This is a genomic window from Myroides sp. LJL115, from assembly GCF_054871665.1.
Window position 1 is genome coordinate 68,715 of record NZ_JBTXLS010000004.1, and the last position, 18,942, is coordinate 87,656.

An 18,942-nucleotide genomic window follows, 5' to 3' on the forward strand; every position below is an offset into this window, starting at 1 on the left:
CCTATTCACCTAATGCTTTATCTACTATACCAATTAACTCCTCTGGCGTTAAAAAACTATGCATAAACTCCTGTAGGTTTCCCTCATAGGTTATTTCACAAAAGAATTCTTCATTATCTGTGCCAAAGACAGTTGGATTTTCTTGATTTGGATCTTCTAAGCAAATATAGTAGTGATCAGGAAAACCGTAACTATAAAATAGCTGTATCATTGTAGGAGTTTGGGTTCCACTTATTTTTTCAATTGGGCTTAAATTGACAACTTCCGGGTCAGAGAAATCTTGGTTCCACTGCTCATAATCCTCTGTCCCTTCTTGAAAAGGAGTGAAAAGCTTCGAAGTCCAAAACATCTGTCCTCTACCTTGTTTTGTATCAACAAAATAATGCTTAAGCATTTTATCAAAAAAAGCTTCTCTATCTGTTTGTATCAAATCTTGGTTAGCACCTATAAATTCACTTAACCCGTAAATAGGTTCCTGATCTTGCTCTAATGCCCAAGGTGTATCTTCTGGTTTTGGATATAAAACGCTATTAAAAGTAATGCTTTGAATATCTTCTTGTAAAGATCTTCCCTTTACTCTACTTATATCCGCACCTAAAGCGCGCATCCTATCTAGTATTATTTGTTTCATTTTGTCTTGCAATTCTTACGATTGTAACTTTTGTTATTTGCAGTTATATCCCTTATAAATCCCCTTACTTAAATGCTTTTAAAAAGTAAGCTTTCTATAAAAACCAATGACACCCAGTTTACATCTAATAACCAACTTATCTATAGGTGTTGCTAATCTACAGTTCTACAACATTTTAACCCCTTTGAATATCCCCTTATTACCTAAGTAGATTATTGGACTAAATATAAAAACACTGCTGTTATTGCACAACAAATAGATAATAAAAATGATGTAACACTCTATTGGTTGCATTCTAAAACTTCTATTTGCTTTTATCCAATACCTAGCTATAGACCTTTTTGTATTGAAACCCAATTATATCTTCCATTTATTATAAAATAAAATGAGCCCGGTGTCCTACCGAGCTCATTTTATTTTAAATTCCAATATAAGCGATGCTTAACTGTTTTTTATTCTTTTATATGCGCGAATTAATTCTTTTAATTGGCGATTTGAACTAACATCCACGTCTTTATCCGATAAGAAATGCTTAAAATTAAAAGTACTTCTATAATTTTTAACTAGGATCTCTTGATCAATGGCTAAAAGTTCACTTCTTAAATGTTGCTTCTGCTCCTCTATTGAACCAAGCAACTGAAATTTATCACCAAAATCTCTTCTAAATGTATTAGTATTAAACGGAATTGAGTTTAAAATTTGCATTTGTTTCTTCGATTTTAGGTCTAAACTAGCAATGATTTTTACTGCAAGTTCATCAATTTCACTCTTTGACAAAAGATCTAAATTTTCAGGAAGAAACGATTCGAATTTTTGTTTTTTCGTCTGTTTTTTGTGATTGGTCATTTTTTCCCCCATTGTAATAGAAATAATTCCACTTCCAAAACATTTTTCACAATTGCTATTAAAGCCTTGACAGCTACAAATTTCAGATCTCATTTATTTTGTTGTTGTTTTTAATATTTATATAAGTATATAATTCATTTGTAAAGTAAATCTAAAGTTGTATCCCTACATAGCCATTCACTAGTTAACAAACACAATAATGTTTGTTTATTGCTAAAACACAATAGGTATACATTTTTGTTTTTAAGCCCGTTCTACGTTTATAAGTTTCCTTAGAAACATTAAATATATGCTTGGGATTTACAAATGTTATAAGGGGCAAATATACAACAAATCAAATGGAGTAAATACTGTTTTATTGGCGATGATTTTTTTCACTAATCCGATATTTCTACCTATCTCCTTTTAATTATTTCAACCTATCTCCTTTTAATTATTTCAACCTATAAGAAGGCTATCCCCACTACCCTAGTACACCTGGTTTTATTTATACATTCCTTACAATACCCTTTACTACTTTACACTTATATATAGATTCACATAAACACCTATCATTATTATGTACTTTTAAGTTAATTAAACTTTTATTTTAAAATATTTTATACATATATTTATATAAAATTATTATAATAATATACTTGTAATATTAACAATTAACAGCTAGGTAGAAAGATACATACACATAAGTCGACTAATGAAGAGATTTCCAATTTGATTGCATTGCTTTTCTCTATAAATAGAAAAAGCAATGCAATAAGGTAAAATTGCCATTGATTAAAAGGTGATTTTGATGTGTACTATTTTAGTTAGGTAAATACTCATATATAACCATAACATCGAACAATGAAAGATCAAATTACAGTTGCAGCAGTGGACTTTGTTCCTGCTTGGGGAAGTGTACAGACCAATATCTCCAATTTAGTACAAGCTGTGGAAAAAGTTGCCCAGCAAGGCGTAGATTTTGCCGTTTTCCCTGAAACTGCACAAAGTGGCTATCTATTTACAGATAGTGAAGAACTAGCTCCTTTTCTAGATACTATTCCAGGAAAAACAACAGATGCAATTTTACCTTTATTAAAAAAGTATAATATGTATATGAGTGTTGGTATAGCTGAAAAAGATGCTCAAACTAATATTCCATACAACTCTGCTGTTTTAATGGGTCCTGAGGGAATTATTGGTACCTACAGAAAAATAGGATTAAACTCTCAAGATCGCAAAGTTTTTGGACCTGGAAATACAGGCATCAACGTATTTGACACTCCTATTGGTAAAATTGCACTACTAATTTGCTATGATGATACTTATTGGCAATATGCCAGAATAGCCATGTTAAAAGGTGCCCAAATTATAGCTTGGCATTCCGTTTCTGATCGCGTTATGCCAAATGCAAGTGTAAAAGAAAAACTAGGGGATCACTCCACTGTTGCTCACGTTCAACATATGAGCGCTTTAAACGGAGTGTGGGTAATAGGAGCCACAAGGAGTGGTATTGAAACAAATCCAAACAATAATAGTCAAGTATACTACAATGGAGGCTCTAGTATTTGGAATCCTTCGGGGGAGAAAATCGCGCAAGCACCTGTAATTGGTCCAATAGTACTACCAAATGGATTACATGGAATATATACAGCTCAAATTGATGTTTCTAAGGCCGATACAGCCAGAGAAAGAATTCTTAAACGTCGCCGCCCACATTTATACAACCCATTATTGGCCTTACACCGTGTACCCACAGATGCTAATGCCAGTACAACTGTGGTAGAAACTAGCTTAAAAGCTATACAATGGACAAAATCACAAACAAAACTTTCTAGCATTGAGGTGCAAAAACAAGAATTAGTGGTTTTACCAGAGTTTGCAGGCTTTGAATACACAGATGACCCTACTATTATAAAAAGTAAGGCAGAGAGCAAAGATGGGCCATTTGAAAAGCAACTTTGCCAAATTGCCCTTAAAGGACAGGCCTTTATAGTGGGGAGCTATCCAGAGGTAGATAATGGTAAGTACTACCATACTATAGTACTAGGAGATCCTAGTGGAAAAATTATAAGTAGATACCGCGTAACACATTTAAATGAAAGAGATGCTAAATGGGCTAGCTCTGGAGAAGAAATGGTAGTTACACCAACTAGTATTGGAAGAATTGCACTTGCTGCAGCTTATGAATTAGAAATTTCAGAAGTTGGTGGAATGCTTTGTGCTTTACGTGCAGATGTCTTAGCAGCCCCGGCTGGATTACCATCAACATTAAAGGTACAAATTGATAAAGATCTTTATTCTATTGCAAATCCACCAACAGGTAAAGCCGATTATTTTTCTTACGCCGCTGCAACCCTTAATCAAATGTGGGTAGTTTGTGGAGGTAGATATGACAATGAATTTACTTCTTGTGGTATTTACGGTCCGGAGCCTGTAGTTTTCACACCAACTCTTTTAGCAGAAAAACAAAAAGAGACTGTGCAGTCCATCTGTCAGATTCCAGCTCCTTATACTTGGATTAATCAAGATCAACTAATAGCTGGTCAAGCAGCAATTTGGTTTCCAATTATTGTCAAGTAAGCCGTTTACTCATTTTTTTACTCCAAGAGGATATTTAAGTAGTTAAAGGCTATGAACGGTAAAATTTACTTGTAAAAACAAATTAGAAAGAATACCTAAATCCAGAACGATTATGTATGATACCCCATTAATAAAAGCACAAATTATATTACTTAATGGTAAAGACAACAAAAATACAAATCCCCTAGAAGGCTATAAAGCATCTTCTAATATAGGTAATTGAAAAAAACTAAATACGTCTTAGTTAAATAGAGTTAGGAAAATAAAAACTCTAACTATCAAGTTTTCAATATTTAAGCAAACACTATATATGTACAATTAGAGCTAAATAGTTTTATAGAATACGTCAATAAAAAAAAAATTCAATGTTTTATTAAGACAATTTTATAGTTGAAACTACTAAAATATATAAGGAAAATATACAATTAAGCTAATAAATAAACTATATTTTTATTTTTTCACATTAATAATAATTAATCATCAAAATATTTTGAATCTATTTCATTTTTACTTATTTTAGTATTTCATTAACGATTCGAAAATCATAAAATTTATATTTTAATTATGAAAAACAAACAACCTATTCGCGGAACAAAGGGTGCAGATATTATCGGACCACGTAATCTTGCTGTTGAAGATAAAAACCCAGATATTTTTTTACCTCCTGAAACAGACAGTGGTGGAATTCCAAACTTAAAGTATCCATTTGCAATGGCTCATAACCGTTTAGAAGATGGTGGATGGGCTCGTGAAGTAACCCAAAGAGAAATGGGAAGCTTAAAAGAGTTAGCTATTGTAAATATGCGCCTTCCAGAAGGAGTTATTCGTGAACTTCACTGGCATAAAGAAGGAGAATGGGCATATGTATTAAAAGGAAAAGTAAGATTCTATTTAGTAGACGATCAACGTAATGTACTAATTGAAGATTTAGAAGAAGGAGACATCTGGTATGCACCTCCAGGATTCCCACATGCTATTCAAGGATTAGAAGGAGAAGGAACAGAGTTCGTTTTAGTATTTAGTGATGGTAACTTCTCTGAAAACCAAACATTATTAGTAACAGAACTTTTTGCTCATACTCCTAAAGAAGTTTTAGCTAAAAACTTTGGAGTGCCTGAGTCTGCATTTGATGGTATCCCTGCAGGTCAAAAATATATTTTCCGTCTTCCTGTTCCAGGACCTTTGGAAGATGCTCGTAAGGAATTAGGAGCAGTTAATTTCACTAGCAAATATGTATTTAGAGCTTCTAAAGAGGCTAAGAACAAATTTGAAGGTGGTGCAACACAAGTAGTGGATAATGTAAACTTTCCGGCTACAGATCTTGCAGCATTAATCATTGACTTAGAACCAGGTGGAATGAGAGAAATTCACTGGCACCCAGATGCAGATGAATTACAATTCTACATCAAAGGAAAAGCTCGTATGACGGTATTTGATGCAGTAAATAACGCTAGAACATTTGATTATGAAGCTGGAGATGTTGGATATGTGCCAAGAACATTATCCCACTATATTGAAAACCTAGGAGACGAACCTGTAAAAGTATTAAACGTTTTCCATACAGGTAAATATAAAGATGTTTCTCTTAATAACTGGCTAGCTCTTACGCCAAAAGAAATTGTAAGTGGCACCCTTGATATAGATGAACCATTTGTGGACTCTTTACGTCAAAAATACCAAACAATTGTCAAAGGTTAATCTAATTTTTGCTGATTAAAAATTAGATAAATGACCTAGCACTAACCTTTAAGCTACTGCTGGTTCACTTATCTTATAAATGTTTAACATTATATATATAGATATATGGAAGAGTTTATGTCTAAAATGATATTCAATGACTTAATACCCATCTTGGCTATTTTACTCATTGGATATGTCAGTGCTAAAAAGAATGTGTTTGCGCAAGGTCAATCTCAAGTTTTTAATAAGCTAGTATTGGATTATGCTCTACCAGCGGCTTTATTTGTTTCTATTGTTAGAGCAGATAGACAGATGTTATTTGAAAATGCAACTTTGAGTATAATTACTGTTATAGGACTAGTAGTATTGTTTATGCTTTCTTACTATACTATACAGAAATTCTTCAAGCGTACAAAAGCAGAGGGGGCTGTATGTGCTTTAGTAGCGGGATCACCCACTATTGGCTTTTTAGGTTATGCAATTTTAGATCCATTGTACGGAACAGGAATAGAAACAGGGTTAGTTATTGCCATTATTGCAATAGTGGTAAATGCAGTAACCCTTCCTATTGGACTATATCTGTTAAATGCTGCTGGCTTAAATACAGATAAGGATGGTAAGAGCCCTTCTAACCTAAGTGCAATTATTAGTTCATTAAAACAACCAGTTGTGTGGGCCCCAATTCTTGCAGTTATTTTTGTTCTTGTTGGAATCAAAGTACCTGCTCAAGTTGACCCAACCTTTGAATTACTAGCACAGGCCAATTCAAGCGTAGCTGTATTTGCTTCTGGTCTTACCTTAGCTGCTTACAAATTTGAATTAGATTGGGAGATTGCATATAATACCTTTTTCAAATTAATTGTAATGCCAGGAGCTTTTCTAGTTGCAGGTTTGGCTTTTGGCTTAAGTGGAACTGTATTACAAATGCTTGTTCTAGGAGTTGCCTTACCTCCAGCATTCTCGGGTGTAATTATTTCTGGAAAATATAATATTTATACTCGTGAGGCTACCTCAAGTTTAACAGTAAGTGTGATTGGATTTATTATAGCAGCACCACTATGGGTTTATCTTGCAAAAACATTAAGTGCTTAAACATTTAATTTAAACAAAAAATACTCTAGTACCTCGCTTAATTTTATTGAGCGAGGTTTTTTTATTGCCAATCTCTTTATATTTACTTGTTAAAACTCAATTGTTCTAAAGGTTAGGTTTACCCTTAAGCTATCTATTTTTGTAGTTGGAGGCAGACGGTGTAACCAATTGCTTTGGGTAGTTCCTTTCATAATTAAAAGGCTTCCATGCTCTAAGAAAAGATCTATTTTCTCTTTGGTTTGTTTGTGCTTAAAAGCAAATTTTCGCTCAGCTCCAAAACTTACAGAAGCAATAGCACCATCTTTCTTTAAATCCTTTTCCCCGTCACTATGCCAGGCCATTGCCTCTTGACCATTGTGGTATAAATTAAGCAAACAAGAATTAAATGTTTGTTGACTTTGCTGTTCTACTATCTTTTTTAATGTCAATAATTCATTAGTCCAAGCTAAGGCACATTTAGTGGTATTGGAGTAAGTATATTTAAAACTTTGATCACCATACCATGCAACCTTTCGCTTAGTAATGTTTTTCTTACCGAAAATAATTGCCTGATCGTGCTCCCACTCAATTCCCTGTAAAAGCTTGTTTAAAAAATAGTCTGCTGTTTCTTGGTCAAATATCTTACCATAGTAATAAACCTCTCCTTGGTAGGGTAGCCAATTTTTTGCTGGATCACTTTCAAAGTCAAATAATTTCATTTTAATCTAGTATTATATAATAATTCCACACAAAATTCATTCCAATAAAAAGAATTCATAGCTAAGCTCCAAAACCATTTAATTGTGCAAAAACTTTACAAAGTAATCCTTTTTCTATTGTACTTTTACTAATAAGCACCCCAGGATATATTTTAAAATTTACAACTAATGGCTTACTTTTAAACTTATTCATTTACTTGGGCAGCTTCCCACCCAATTAAAGCCGTCTTGCGATTGGGTTCCCATTTATAGCCTCCAAAGTTACCAGAGGATTGAATCACTCTATGACAGGGTATTAAAAATGCTACGGGGTTACTCCCTACTGCAGTTCCAACAGCTCTACAAGCCTTTGCATTGCCAATCTTTTGGGCAATACTACCATAGGTACACAAAGATCCTAACGGAATTGTAAGTAGACTCTCCCATACTTTTAACTGAAACTCTGTTGCTTTTAAATGCAATTTAATTTGAGGTAATTCCCTCCAATCTTTATGAAAAATACCTAAAGCATTGTTTTGTAATTCGTCTGTTTTGTGGTGTAATACAGCATTAGGGAATTCTGATTTTAAGTCCTGTAAAGCATTTATTTCATCTTGTACAAAAGCCATGTAACAAATTCCTTTTTCTGTGGAGGCTATAAGTAGATTGCCGAATAAACTAGAAGAAAAACTATAATTAATACACAGGTTGCTTCCTCCATTTTTGTATTCCAATGGAGTCATTCCCTCTATACTAATAAACAAATCATGTAAACGACTTGTACTAGAAAAGCCAGTTTGTATACTTGTAGTAAGTAAGGTAGCTTGTTTTTGTTTTAATACATTTTTGGCATACTGTATGCTTATATATTGCAAGAACCTTTTAGGAGTGGTTCCAGCCCACTTAGTAAAGATGCGCTTAAAATGGGAAGCACTAAGATGTATGCTTTGAGCAATCTGCTCGGTAGAGGGCTGTGATTGGAAATTTTCTATGATATAGTCAATTGCCTTTGCAATCCTTTGATAATCTATAGCATCCTGAGGTTTCATAATAGTTAGCTTTATACTACAAAGGTCTGCAAAAAGGATCAGTTGTAAAATCCGAAATAGATCATTTATTGCATAAAAAAGGTGATATTCAAAAAAATAATTTTATTATCTAACCTCTATATTGTAATACATAAGTACACCACAAGGTCTTAATAATTAGCCAAACAGATAATTTCGTTACAAAATACTTCGCATGAGATACCCTTAATTGTAAAATCTCAGTTTATCTAGCCGTTGTGTAAGAGGCAAAAAAAGTCAATCTCCTTTATTTTCCTGGGGTAAATTCCCCTCTAAGCCACCTTTTTTAAAGAAAACCTTAGCCACAAAAACGCAGAAAGCTATAAAAGCTATAAAAATAACAATACAAAAACCCGCTTTCCATGCTAAATCCCAAGAAACCAAAAACATATCCCATAGGGAAACAATCCCTAAAACAGTTCCCATTAAAACGATTAAAATAACTGCTACTCCAACAATGTACTTCATATGCTCATCCTGATTAAAAATAAAAACAAAACTAAATACCCTTAATTTTATAATACTATCACTTTAACTTAACGCAGTGTTTCTAACTAAAGATAGTGTTTTTTCTTGATATTATATCTTTATTTACTTATAATCAACCATAAAAAATAGGCTATGAAAAACAAGTAAAAGCCTAATAAATGGAGCTTTTACTTATTTTATTCTTTTTTAATGTGTATAAGGTTTTTATCTAAATTCATTACTTCTCTTGGTTATAAGCAGGTTTTTTAAATATTTACTAGATTACAAAGCTGCCTTTAACTATAAGAACAGCTTTATTATTGATCTAAGTGATTTACAATAGTGGTATAATACTCTTTAAAATACTCCAAATAACTCTGGGTTGTTAATTTTTCTAAAATACTAACCTAATGCTCGACGTAGAGCCAAATAAATAAACCATAAGAAGAATAACTACAGGAAAAATATTTACTCTAATAACCGTTCAACTAAACTTCCTAACAAGTGAGCTTTACCCAGAAGAAATACGCTTCTCATTTATATTGACTTTATGACTATCTAGGATAAAACAAGAATCACATTTACTACAAAGAAAGTAAAATTGTACTAGAGCAAACGACCGTGCGCTTTTACATTTAGGCATCTTATTACCCTTATATCCCAGTCACTTTATTTTAATAAAAACATCCGCTTCTAGGTCTTATAAGATAAGGCTAATAGTTTTTTTTAAAAGATCTTGGTGTAATTCTTACTTTTATGAAGTTCAAAAAAGGTTTTATCTGATTTTGCCTATTAGTTAATAAGATTCTAAAATTAAGTTTTTTATCTAAATAGTAATAAAAATAGCTAAAGCTCTACTTTTCATTAGGGGGTATTAAACTTTTTTTTAAAAACTTTCTGATTAAGAAAAACTTATAGTAGAAATGAAAACAAAATATTTTGTATTTTTAACTCTAGTAAAACTCTCCAATAAAACACAATGAAAATGAAAAAACATCTATTTCTCCTTTTAGTTTTTATATGTTTTATTTCTTGTAAACAAAACAACCAAAATACAGCCCAAGACAAACAGGAAAATGTAAAACAAAGTCAACCCTTAGTAGGAGATTGGGTAGAACCTAATCCAATTGATCAAAATCAAAACCAAGGTGTTAGATTGTTTAAAGATGGTACAGCAGAGTCTATTAATATGGCTACTTTACAGTACAAGAAATGGTGGCAAAATAAGGACTCTTTATTTTTAGTACAAGAGAGTATTGGCAATAGAGTATCTAGCACAGATACCATTGTTTGGCAGATTGTAAATCTTAAAGGTCAAGAAATTATTCTAAAAAACAATCAAAGCACCTTAAGACATCAAAAATAACACCGCTTCAAAGCGCAAGGAAAAAGTAATTACATCTGTTATATTTATAAAAAGCCTATTGCAAAAATGCAATAGGCTTTTTATAAATAGATTTAGCTCTTATGCTAAAGGTTCGATAGTAAAACCTTTTTTCTTAACGATATCCATCACTTCTTGCTGTGAAATCCCATTAGAAACAACCGTTAAAATTTTACCTGGATTAGCAGTATCTACCTCCCAAGAGCTAATTCCTGTATTTGCATCAAAATCTGCTTGTACTTTAGAGGTACATCCTCCACAATTAAGGTTTGTTTTAAATTTAAATTCTATATTTCCCATAGTGTTTGTTTTTTCGTGTTTTATATTAATACAAATTTCATCTTTTTATTTCTAAATAGTTTTACACTATTTCCTGTTTATTTAATGACTTTTACAGTTTTTAGAACTAGATTAATGACATACATGCCCTGTTTTTAAGGGGATAGCCTTTGCGCTACATAAAATAGAATGTCCTTCTTGCTTTCCTTGGGTGCTTACTTGTATAGTAACGTGATCTATATGATAGTGCTGTAAATCATGTTCTATCTTTTCAAGTAATTTTTCACTCTGTACAATGGTCATTTCTTTATCTACTGCTATATGACAAGTTAAGGCATTTAATCCACTTGTAATAGTCCAAACATGCAAATCATGTACTTGCTTAACTCCTGGAGTTTGTAAAATTATTTGCGTTACTTTTTCCAGTTCCACATTCTCTGGAGTCCCTTCCATTAGTATATGAACCGAAGACTTAGTCACTAAATATCCACTCCTTAAAACAAGAACCGATACCAAAATACTAGCTACAGGGTCTGCCCATTGCCATCCGAAAAACATAATAAGTAAAGCTGCAATAATGGCTCCTGCAGAACCAAGCATATCGCTAATGACATGTAAATAAGCACTACGCATATTTAGATTGTCCTTTACATCAGCTCCTTTAAACATAATCCATGCAACTAAAACATTGACTAACAATCCAATAAAAGCAATAATAAGCATTCCTTTAGATGCAATAAGTGTTGGATGAGTAAATCGCCAAAAAGCTTGGTAAATAATATAAGCAGAAATTACTATCAAAGTGGCACCATTGAAGACGGCTGCCAATATTTCAAATCTTTTATAACCATAGGTTTTTCCATAATCGGCTACTTTACCACTTAATGAGAAAGCAACTAAGGCAATCAGTAAAGAAGCCGCATCACTTACCATATGTCCTGCATCGGCTAGTAAAGCCAAACTATTGGTAAGTAGTCCTCCTATGACCTCAACGATCATATAAATAGTAATAATAACAAGGCTAATAATTAAAGTTTTTTTATTGGCATCGCTACCAGTGGCATGCCTGTGATCGTGTCCCATATTACTTTGTTTGGGCAAAATTAAAAACCAAGGCTATGCTCTTGGCTTTTAACTGCCTTAATGTATTTTTAATTTTTAATTTTATTATTATTGACGCTGAAAAAAAGTTTTTAAATCCAGTTCTATTTTTTCCATTTTAAGCGCAAACTATTACTTACTACACTTACGCTACTTAAAGCCATTGCTGCACCAGCAATCATAGGATTTAGCAAAAAGCCATTGATAGGGTAAAGTATACCTGCAGCAATTGGAATACCAATTAAGTTATAAATAAATGCCCAGAATAAGTTTTGTTTAATAGTAGCTACGGTCTGTTTAGAAAGGCGTATAGCTTGTGGTATTTTAGTTAAATCAGAAGAAATAATAGTCATTTTTGCTACGTCCATAGCAATATCGCTTCCTTTACCCATAGCTATACTTACATCTGCTGTAGCCAAAGCAGTACTATCATTAATACCATCTCCTACCATTGCTACAATCTTACCTTGGCTTTGTAATTCTTTGACAAAGTCTGCTTTATCTTGAGGCATTACCTCAGCTTTATAATGCTTAATACCTGTTTGCTCGGCAATGGCTTTAGCTGTTGCCTCATTATCTCCAGTAAGCATATATAAATCAATCCCCATTGCCTGTAGTTCTTGTATTGCCTCAGCAGATGTTGCTTTGATTTGATCGGCAATTGCCACAACAGCTAATGCCTTTTTACTATCTGCAAACCAAATAACTGTCATGGATTGCCCTGTCCATTTTTCTCCTTGCTCTTTTAAAGAAGCATCAATAGAAATAGAATTCTGTTCTAATAACTTTTGATTACCTACATAAAAAGTTTCCCCTTTATAATCAGCCTTTGCTCCTTTTCCAGTGATACTCTCAAAACTGTCAAGTTCTATATCTTGGGCTGTATCAAGATGTTTAATTACCGCTAAAGCAAGTGGATGTTCGCTTTGTTTTTCTATGCTGTATAAGATATTCTGGGGTTGCTGATCATTGTCTAACCATTGCATCTGACTAACCTCAGGCTTACCTTGTGTAATAGTTCCTGTTTTATCTAAAATAACTGCATTGATTTTTTGAGCTAACTCTAAACTCTCCGCATCTTTTATTAAAATACCATTTTCAGCCCCTTTACCAACACCTACCATAATAGCAGTTGGAGTGGCCAAACCTAGGGCACAAGGACAAGCAATTACTAAAACCGTTACTGCGGCTAATAATCCATGAACTAGACCACTTTGCCCGCCCAATATAATCCATAATATAAAAGTTAAAACAGCAATCCCCATAACAACAGGTACAAAAATACTAGCTATTTTATCTACTAATTTTTGTACTGGAGCTTTACTACCTTGGGCATCTTGTACCATTTTAATGATATGAGCAAGCATGGTTTCTTTTCCTACCTTAACCGCTTTGAATTGAAAGCTTCCCTTTTGGTTAATAGTACCTGCAAACACATTTTCGCCTTCGATTTTTAAAACAGCAATAGGCTCCCCACTTAACATACTCTCATCTACGTAGGAATTACCAGAGACTACTACTCCATCTACGGCAATTTTCTCTCCTGGTTTTACAAGGATAACATCTCCTACATCAACCTGGTCTATGTCTCTTTGTGTCTGTGTACCATCCTTTTCTACTATAGTAACAGTTTTAGGTTGAAGCCCCATTAGTTTTTTAATAGCAGTAGAGGTATTTCCTTTAGCTTTTTCCTCTAATAGTTTACCTAATAAAATAAAGGCGATAATAACAGCGGCAGCTTCAAAATACACGTGAGGTTCTAAACCTCTTTTAATCCAAAAGTTAGCAAAAAGCATATTAAAAACACTAAATACATAGGCTATACCCGTACTTAAGGCTACTAAAGTATCCATATTAGCTGAGCGATGCTTAGCTTGCTTAAAGGCATTGATGAAAAAATCTCTTCCAAACCATAATACAACTGGAGTAGAAAAAGCCCACATAATTTCATTACCATATGGCATGTTCATATAGAACATTCCTATTATTACCACTGGTAAAGACAAAACAACTGCCCAAATAGTTTTATTTTTAAGTTTTTGGAATTTTTCTTCTTGGATGGTTTCTAAAGTTTCTTGTTGCTTACTTTCTTCCTCTATCAATATATCATACCCACCTTCTATAAGAGTATTTTTAATCTGCTGTGTAGTTAACATATTTGGAAGATATTCCAAAGTTAAATTACCTGTTCCATAGTTTACTGAAGCATCTACCACCCCCGGAATTAACTTTACGATACTCTCTGCACTACCTGCACAAGAAGCGCAACTCATTCCAAGAAGTGGAAAAGTTTGTTTTACCGAAGCAACTCCGTAACCAAGATCCTTAATAGCATGTACAGCTTGTTGTACAATACCATTGTCCTCTACAGTTATAACTGCTCTATTGTTATTGAGTTCTACTTTTGGGGTATCAACACCCTTAACCTGTGCTAGTCCTTTTTCAACGATCATCGCACAGTGCTGACTATCTACATCCTCTAAAGGAATATAGATTAATTCTTTATTTGTTGCCATATTATGGGTCGTTTAAATTCTATAATACAAAATTGAACAATATTTAGTGTAACCTTGTTATAAAACTATGGATAGGTTTTGTAACTTTTACTTATACCTGATCTAAAGGTCTTCGTTTGTCCTGCTTAATTTGCTTAAATTTACTAGGTGTTAATCCTGTCACCTTTTTAAACTGATTACTTAAGTAAGCTACAGAAGAATAATTTAAAGAAATAGCTATTTCACTAAGGGTCAATTCATCATAAACTAGTAACTCCTTTACTCTCTCAATTTTCTGAGCAATGAAATACTTCTCAATAGTGGTGCCTTCCACTTCGGAAAATAAATTAGATAAGTAATTATAATCATGATTTAGCTCTTTACTTAGAACTTCAGATAAATTAGTCTTGATCTCACTATTTTGATGATGTACCAAATCAATTATAATGGTTTTAATTTGTTCAATAGCTCTGCTCTTTTTATCATCAAGTAGCTCAAATCCTAAAGATTCTAAGCGGCTTTGTAGAGCGGCCTTCTTCTCAGGGCTTAATTGACCTATAATACTTACTTCTCCTAGTTTAATATCTTTTATGTCTATACCTAGAATTTTCATTTGATCCTCTACCACCATTATACAACGGTTACAGACCATATTTTTAATATATAATATACTCATTTTTTATTTAAATTTTACAAACGATATGCTTTTAACAAATTTACAATTAAAATTATTCATGCATTTATTTAAATACAACTAGTATTTTACAAAACATTACATAAATAAACTTACATTAGGTAAAACACAAAAAAAGAGACTATCTCATAAAGGTTACCTAGCTGTCATTCAGGAGTAAATTATTAGGTATAATTTATATTTCAGATTAAATAATTAAATTATACTAAGTAAAGCACGATATTTATTAAGTAAAAAAGGGGCTGTCTTCAATTGTGAGACAACCCCTTTTCATTTTATTTATATTATTATTCTTGATTTATTTCTTGCATCACCTGGGCGAATAAACGCGCTGATTTTAAACGATCCTCTATATCATACATGCTGGATACAACAATTAATTCATCCACTTGAGTTAATTCTAAGAACTCCTTAACTTGTTTTTTAACGGTCTGTTTACTACCAACAAAAGAATATTTTAGCATCTGATGAATTTGCGGGTGCATAAAAATACCCTGCAAATCCTGGGTATATTCCACTGGGGGAAATAATCTTGTACTTCCTCCTGTTACTAAGCCATAGAACATTCTAATTAAAGAGGTAAACAAACGCTGAGCTTGCTCGTCAGTATCAGCAACAATAGCATTTATCCCTGCAATAACATAAGGAGACTCTAAATGCTCAGAGGCCTGAAACTTATTGCGATAAATTTCTAAAGCATTTAATAAATGATTAGTTGCGAAGTGACTAGCAAAAGCATAAGGCAATCCCTTTTCAGAGGCTAAATGAGCGCTGTCGGTACTAGAACCCAATATATAAATAGGAACATTCACTCCTTCAGCTATAGGTACGCGTACTTTAGCTGTACTGTTTTCTTTGGAAAAATATCTTTCAATAGCATTTACCTCCCCTTTAAAATTATGAGCTGCTTGCATAAAGTCAGATCGAATTGCTTGTGCAGTTAGTTGATCTGTTCCAGGAGCTCTACCCAAACCTAAATCAATTCTATCAGGGTAAAGTTGGGCTAAGGTACCAAACTGCTCGGCAATTATTAAGGGAGAGTGATTAGGAAGCATTATACCTCCTGAACCAAGGCGAATACTACTTGTATTATCAGCTACAAAACCTATAAGAATAGAAGTAGCACTACTCCCAACAGAATCAGAGTTATGGTGTTCTGCAAACCAATACCTTTTATAATTTGTTTGTTCGGCAACTTTTGCCAAAGCCAAAGAATTATCTAAGGTTTGTTTAAAAGTACTGTCTTGTGAGACAATAGCTAGTTCTAAAATGGAATGGGCTACTTTTTTTTTCATTATATGGTTGTTTTTTATATTAGTTAGCTCAAAGGACTAACAAAATTCGACAATAAAAATCCAAGTAAGAAGCATATAAAAAGTACAGCATAGGAATCCACCTACACTATTAAACAATTTAAAAACTCCTATTATTGTATAAAAACAAAGTTACAAAACCTTTAGTACTATAATAGATGTCTTTTAACAGACTAACTAAAACTCAAAGACCGCCCATTTCTATGGTAGATTATTTCTTTATTTTTTTAAAAATATCCAGAATAAATTTTTCCTTAGCCTTGGTATATTCTACTCTATTGTTTGCATGAGTAGTTTGCAAGGCTTCCTTTAATCTTTGATAGAGTTTTGCTTGCTCAGGGTTTGCATTTAAATAATCTCTGAAATTAATATAATTGTTCCACAACTGACTTTTATATGCTATAATGTGGATATGGTGTGTTCTTATTTTTTGAGGTACACTGTCCTTTATAAAAAACTCGTCCCTATCACTTAATGGTCGATATATGTAGTTTTTTTCTTCTAATTTTTCCCTAAAGCCTGCAACATCACTTAAAGTCTTTACTCCAACAACTATATCGATAATGGGTTTGGCCTTAATGCCTGGAATAGCCGTGCTGCCAATGTGTTGAATATCTAAGGCGCAATGACCAAATATCTCCTTTAATTCAATGATGGTTTCTCTAGCATATTGTTTCCATCCTTGGCTATGCTCCAATAATTCTACTTTACCTTTTTCCAATCCTAAGTCAGCTACTTGCTTCATATTTATCTTTACTTATATCGTTTTAGAATTACATTATCCTTATTAGGTAGAACTCGAAATTACCAAAATAAAAGAAATAGTACACCTCCAGTATAATTAGCTGCTCCCCAAGAGAAACAGTTGTAAAAACAAGTATACTAAAAAAGTAAAAAAATGCGTTATATTTTTGTATTATAGATGTTTTTTGCCTTTTTTCTGAAAATTCTCCTCCTGTGTTTCCCTGATAATTGTTGTTATAAACTTTTCAATTTTGACCTTTGAAAGTGCTATATCTATTTTTTTTTGCAATACGACCATATACAAGTTCAGTATAACAAATGTACTGTAGAATTACTTTTTTATAACTCATGGTATGTACTTTTAAGGTAATTGGCCTGCCTCAACTGTTGTTTTATAGGAGATTGGCTGTTCAATAATCCACTGCCCCTTTATTTGCTTTTCTTCTTTAGTACGATTATTCACTAATGTTAGTATATAGTCATAGGTCTGTTTGCTATATTCAATATCTACATATACCTTTAATTGCTTAAGTGGTGGGCAATCAAGGCTAAAGTTTATTTCACTTAATGGACTAGTGTAATTAGCAGGAGTTGTTTTGTAAAAATGGTTTTCACTAGAATCTACAGGTACCTTTACTACAACTTGCTTTTCACCTACCCAATTAAAGGCTCCTTGTTGTTCACTTATAAAGTACGATTTCTGCCTTTCACCCGAATAAGGGTATATGACAACTGAATTAGCTTCTGGGGAATAATTATTATAAATAAGCTTATCGGAGCTTTGGGTTGTATAGAAAGTAGATTCTTGTTTCAAATAATACTCTATTTCTTTAAATTGATATCCCTCAGAAGTTAATTGAGTAATTTTTATTTTTTCGTTATGCGTCCCATTAGCAATCTTGATTATCATTCCACGCTGCATCTGGTCATAATTTTCAAAAACATCTACTTGTAAACAACAAGACAAATCGCGGGTAATTTTAAACCAATTACTAGTAAGAGTACCTGTACCTGTAAGTTGAAGTGGCTTACCTCCATCGGTTATAGCCTGCCCATTTAGGGAGTAAACACCTGTAATTACCCAATCATCTTGGTTCATTTTTACATCAAGGGTACTGTGCTCTGCTTGCAGCAAAACATCCTCTATAGAAGATATACGATAATGAGATTGTTGAGAATCATCACTGCAGGAAAAAAAGCTTGTCAGTATAACAAAAAGTATAATCAGTTTAGTTGAATTCATGGTATATCTATGGTCAAAAAATGAATTAATTATAAGTTTTTGGACAAGAAATTACATCAAGTCTAAAATATATTCAAGTGAATATAGCTATTATGTTTCATATTTTTATATGAATTTTAATTATTCGAAGTTCTGATAAATAGATAAAGAGTATGAAATACGATTATAATAAAACTCTTCTGCCCCTTTGTTTCACGATAACAGATTTGTTTTTTGACAGTATATTACAATCCTTTCCTAAATTACTTTAATAAAAGAAGCATAAATGTTTATATAGAATCCTTTAATGTAGAAAGCAGGCACTATAGAACCATTTATAGGGGAGTTAGAAATACGGTTTTTCTCCTAGTCTGGTTAACACAACATTTTAGATAGGCTATGAATTTTTATGCTAGAACTTACTTAATCTACGAAAAGGATTTTATTGGGTTTACATCAAAAAAAAAAGCCACCGAAATATCAGTGGCTTTGTCGGGGTGGCAGGATTCGAACCTGCGACCTCCTGGTCCCAAACCAGGCGCGATGACCGGGCTACGCTACACCCCGAGTACGGTCTTTGTTTTAACGAGTGCAAATATATAAACATTAAATATTCTATACAAGAAAAAAAACAATATTTTTTATTTATAAGGCTATTTATAAAATTATGGTGTTCTTATTTCATTT

16 protein-coding genes and 1 tRNA gene are annotated in these 18,942 nt (G+C 32.9%); 4 read left to right on the forward strand and 13 right to left on the reverse strand.

Annotated features, from left to right (window positions below):
* Position 1: 1 nt before the first annotated feature.
* Both ACYSNX_RS01990 and ACYSNX_RS01995 read right to left on the reverse strand, forming a co-directional pair.
* Positions 2-631: a hypothetical protein gene (locus ACYSNX_RS01990; RefSeq protein WP_461753018.1), complete on the reverse strand. Its 630-nt coding sequence runs from the start codon at positions 629-631 to the stop codon at positions 2-4.
* A 441-nt stretch (positions 632-1,072) separates the two neighbouring features.
* Positions 1,073-1,570 (reverse strand): hypothetical protein, encoded by a 498-nt coding sequence (locus ACYSNX_RS01995; protein ID WP_461753019.1) that lies wholly within the window; start codon positions 1,568-1,570, stop codon positions 1,073-1,075.
* A 750-nt stretch (positions 1,571-2,320) separates the two neighbouring features.
* Here ACYSNX_RS01995 and ACYSNX_RS02000 point away from each other — a divergent pair.
* The 3 genes from ACYSNX_RS02000 (at position 2,321) to yfdV (ending at position 6,811) form a co-directional block, all read left to right on the forward strand.
* Positions 2,321-4,039 (forward strand): nitrilase-related carbon-nitrogen hydrolase, encoded by a 1,719-nt coding sequence (locus ACYSNX_RS02000; RefSeq protein ID WP_461753020.1) that lies wholly within the window; start codon positions 2,321-2,323, stop codon positions 4,037-4,039.
* A 564-nt stretch (positions 4,040-4,603) separates the two neighbouring features.
* Positions 4,604-5,737 carry a cupin domain-containing protein gene (locus ACYSNX_RS02005; RefSeq protein ID WP_461753021.1) on the forward strand — a complete coding sequence of 378 codons (1,134 nt, stop codon included), beginning with the start codon at positions 4,604-4,606 and terminating at the stop codon, positions 5,735-5,737.
* Between the two features lie 105 nt (positions 5,738-5,842).
* Entirely contained in the window at positions 5,843-6,811 is a 969-nt protein-coding gene (gene yfdV, locus ACYSNX_RS02010; protein WP_461753022.1) for a transporter YfdV, read from the forward strand.
* A gap of 89 nt (positions 6,812-6,900) precedes the next feature.
* Here yfdV and ACYSNX_RS02015 read toward each other — a convergent pair whose 3' ends face one another.
* From ACYSNX_RS02015 to ACYSNX_RS02025, 3 genes are all read right to left on the reverse strand, one after another.
* Positions 6,901-7,509 carry an alpha-ketoglutarate-dependent dioxygenase AlkB family protein gene (locus ACYSNX_RS02015; protein WP_461753023.1) on the reverse strand — a complete coding sequence of 203 codons (609 nt, stop codon included), beginning with the start codon at positions 7,507-7,509 and terminating at the stop codon, positions 6,901-6,903.
* Positions 7,510-7,694: 185 nt separating this feature from the next.
* Positions 7,695-8,537, reverse strand: a complete 843-nt coding sequence (locus tag ACYSNX_RS02020; RefSeq protein ID WP_461753024.1) for a methylated-DNA--[protein]-cysteine S-methyltransferase — start codon at positions 8,535-8,537, stop codon at positions 7,695-7,697.
* 255 nt (positions 8,538-8,792) lie between these two features.
* Positions 8,793-9,023, reverse strand: coding sequence for a hypothetical protein (locus tag ACYSNX_RS02025; RefSeq protein ID WP_461753025.1), 231 nt, complete (start codon positions 9,021-9,023; stop codon positions 8,793-8,795).
* Between the two features lie 985 nt (positions 9,024-10,008).
* Here ACYSNX_RS02025 and ACYSNX_RS02030 point away from each other — a divergent pair.
* Positions 10,009-10,389 carry a lipocalin-like domain-containing protein gene (locus ACYSNX_RS02030; protein ID WP_461753026.1) on the forward strand — a complete coding sequence of 127 codons (381 nt, stop codon included), beginning with the start codon at positions 10,009-10,011 and terminating at the stop codon, positions 10,387-10,389.
* A gap of 99 nt (positions 10,390-10,488) precedes the next feature.
* On the opposite strand, the gene ACYSNX_RS02035 is transcribed toward ACYSNX_RS02030, so the two are convergent.
* The 8 genes from ACYSNX_RS02035 to ACYSNX_RS02070 form a co-directional block, all read right to left on the reverse strand.
* Complete coding sequence (locus ACYSNX_RS02035) at positions 10,489-10,707, reverse strand: heavy-metal-associated domain-containing protein (protein ID WP_461753027.1); 219 nt, start codon at positions 10,705-10,707, stop codon at positions 10,489-10,491.
* A gap of 111 nt (positions 10,708-10,818) precedes the next feature.
* On the reverse strand, positions 10,819-11,769 hold the full coding sequence (locus tag ACYSNX_RS02040; protein WP_461753028.1) for a cation diffusion facilitator family transporter: 951 nt from the start codon (positions 11,767-11,769) through the stop codon (positions 10,819-10,821).
* A gap of 122 nt (positions 11,770-11,891) precedes the next feature.
* Positions 11,892-14,303: a heavy metal translocating P-type ATPase gene (locus tag ACYSNX_RS02045; protein ID WP_461753029.1), complete on the reverse strand. Its 2,412-nt coding sequence runs from the start codon at positions 14,301-14,303 to the stop codon at positions 11,892-11,894.
* A gap of 91 nt (positions 14,304-14,394) precedes the next feature.
* The gene (locus tag ACYSNX_RS02050; protein ID WP_461753030.1) at positions 14,395-14,958 is read right to left on the reverse strand and encodes a helix-turn-helix domain-containing protein; all 564 of its coding nucleotides are present in this window, start codon (positions 14,956-14,958) and stop codon (positions 14,395-14,397) included.
* A 305-nt stretch (positions 14,959-15,263) separates the two neighbouring features.
* Positions 15,264-16,274 carry an LLM class flavin-dependent oxidoreductase gene (locus ACYSNX_RS02055; RefSeq protein WP_461753044.1) on the reverse strand — a complete coding sequence of 337 codons (1,011 nt, stop codon included), beginning with the start codon at positions 16,272-16,274 and terminating at the stop codon, positions 15,264-15,266.
* A 226-nt stretch (positions 16,275-16,500) separates the two neighbouring features.
* Entirely contained in the window at positions 16,501-17,034 is a 534-nt protein-coding gene (locus ACYSNX_RS02060; RefSeq protein WP_461753031.1) for a GrpB family protein, read from the reverse strand.
* 360 nt (positions 17,035-17,394) lie between these two features.
* On the reverse strand, positions 17,395-18,276 hold the full coding sequence (locus ACYSNX_RS02065) for a hypothetical protein (protein ID WP_461753032.1): 882 nt from the start codon (positions 18,274-18,276) through the stop codon (positions 17,395-17,397).
* A 471-nt stretch (positions 18,277-18,747) separates the two neighbouring features.
* Positions 18,748-18,822: transfer RNA gene (locus ACYSNX_RS02070), tRNA-Pro, on the reverse strand.
* Positions 18,823-18,942 lie beyond the last annotated feature (120 nt).

Excerpts from the sequence above, each read along its gene's own strand:
- ACYSNX_RS02005 (WP_461753021.1), top strand. The coding sequence starts at position 4,604 with ATGAAAAACAAACAACCTATTCGCGGAACAAAGGGTGCAGATATTATC.
- ACYSNX_RS02025 (WP_461753025.1), bottom strand. The coding sequence starts at position 9,023 with ATGAAGTACATTGTTGGAGTAGCAGTTATTTTAATCGTTTTAATGGGA.
- ACYSNX_RS02040 (WP_461753028.1), bottom strand. The coding sequence starts at position 11,769 with ATGGGACACGATCACAGGCATGCCACTGGTAGCGATGCCAATAAAAAA.
- ACYSNX_RS02000 (WP_461753020.1), top strand. The coding sequence starts at position 2,321 with ATGAAAGATCAAATTACAGTTGCAGCAGTGGACTTTGTTCCTGCTTGG.
- ACYSNX_RS02030 (WP_461753026.1), top strand. The coding sequence starts at position 10,009 with ATGAAAAAACATCTATTTCTCCTTTTAGTTTTTATATGTTTTATTTCT.
- ACYSNX_RS02015 (WP_461753023.1), bottom strand. The coding sequence starts at position 7,509 with ATGAAATTATTTGACTTTGAAAGTGATCCAGCAAAAAATTGGCTACCC.
- ACYSNX_RS02050 (WP_461753030.1), bottom strand. The coding sequence starts at position 14,958 with ATGAGTATATTATATATTAAAAATATGGTCTGTAACCGTTGTATAATG.
- yfdV (WP_461753022.1), top strand. The coding sequence starts at position 5,843 with ATGGAAGAGTTTATGTCTAAAATGATATTCAATGACTTAATACCCATC.
- ACYSNX_RS02035 (WP_461753027.1), bottom strand. The coding sequence starts at position 10,707 with ATGGGAAATATAGAATTTAAATTTAAAACAAACCTTAATTGTGGAGGA.
- ACYSNX_RS02065 (WP_461753032.1), bottom strand. The coding sequence starts at position 18,276 with ATGAATTCAACTAAACTGATTATACTTTTTGTTATACTGACAAGCTTT.
- ACYSNX_RS02045 (WP_461753029.1), bottom strand. The coding sequence starts at position 14,303 with ATGGCAACAAATAAAGAATTAATCTATATTCCTTTAGAGGATGTAGAT.
- ACYSNX_RS01990 (WP_461753018.1), bottom strand. The coding sequence starts at position 631 with ATGAAACAAATAATACTAGATAGGATGCGCGCTTTAGGTGCGGATATA.
- ACYSNX_RS02020 (WP_461753024.1), bottom strand. The coding sequence starts at position 8,537 with ATGAAACCTCAGGATGCTATAGATTATCAAAGGATTGCAAAGGCAATT.
- ACYSNX_RS01995 (WP_461753019.1), bottom strand. The coding sequence starts at position 1,570 with ATGAGATCTGAAATTTGTAGCTGTCAAGGCTTTAATAGCAATTGTGAA.
- ACYSNX_RS02060 (WP_461753031.1), bottom strand. The coding sequence starts at position 17,034 with ATGAAGCAAGTAGCTGACTTAGGATTGGAAAAAGGTAAAGTAGAATTA.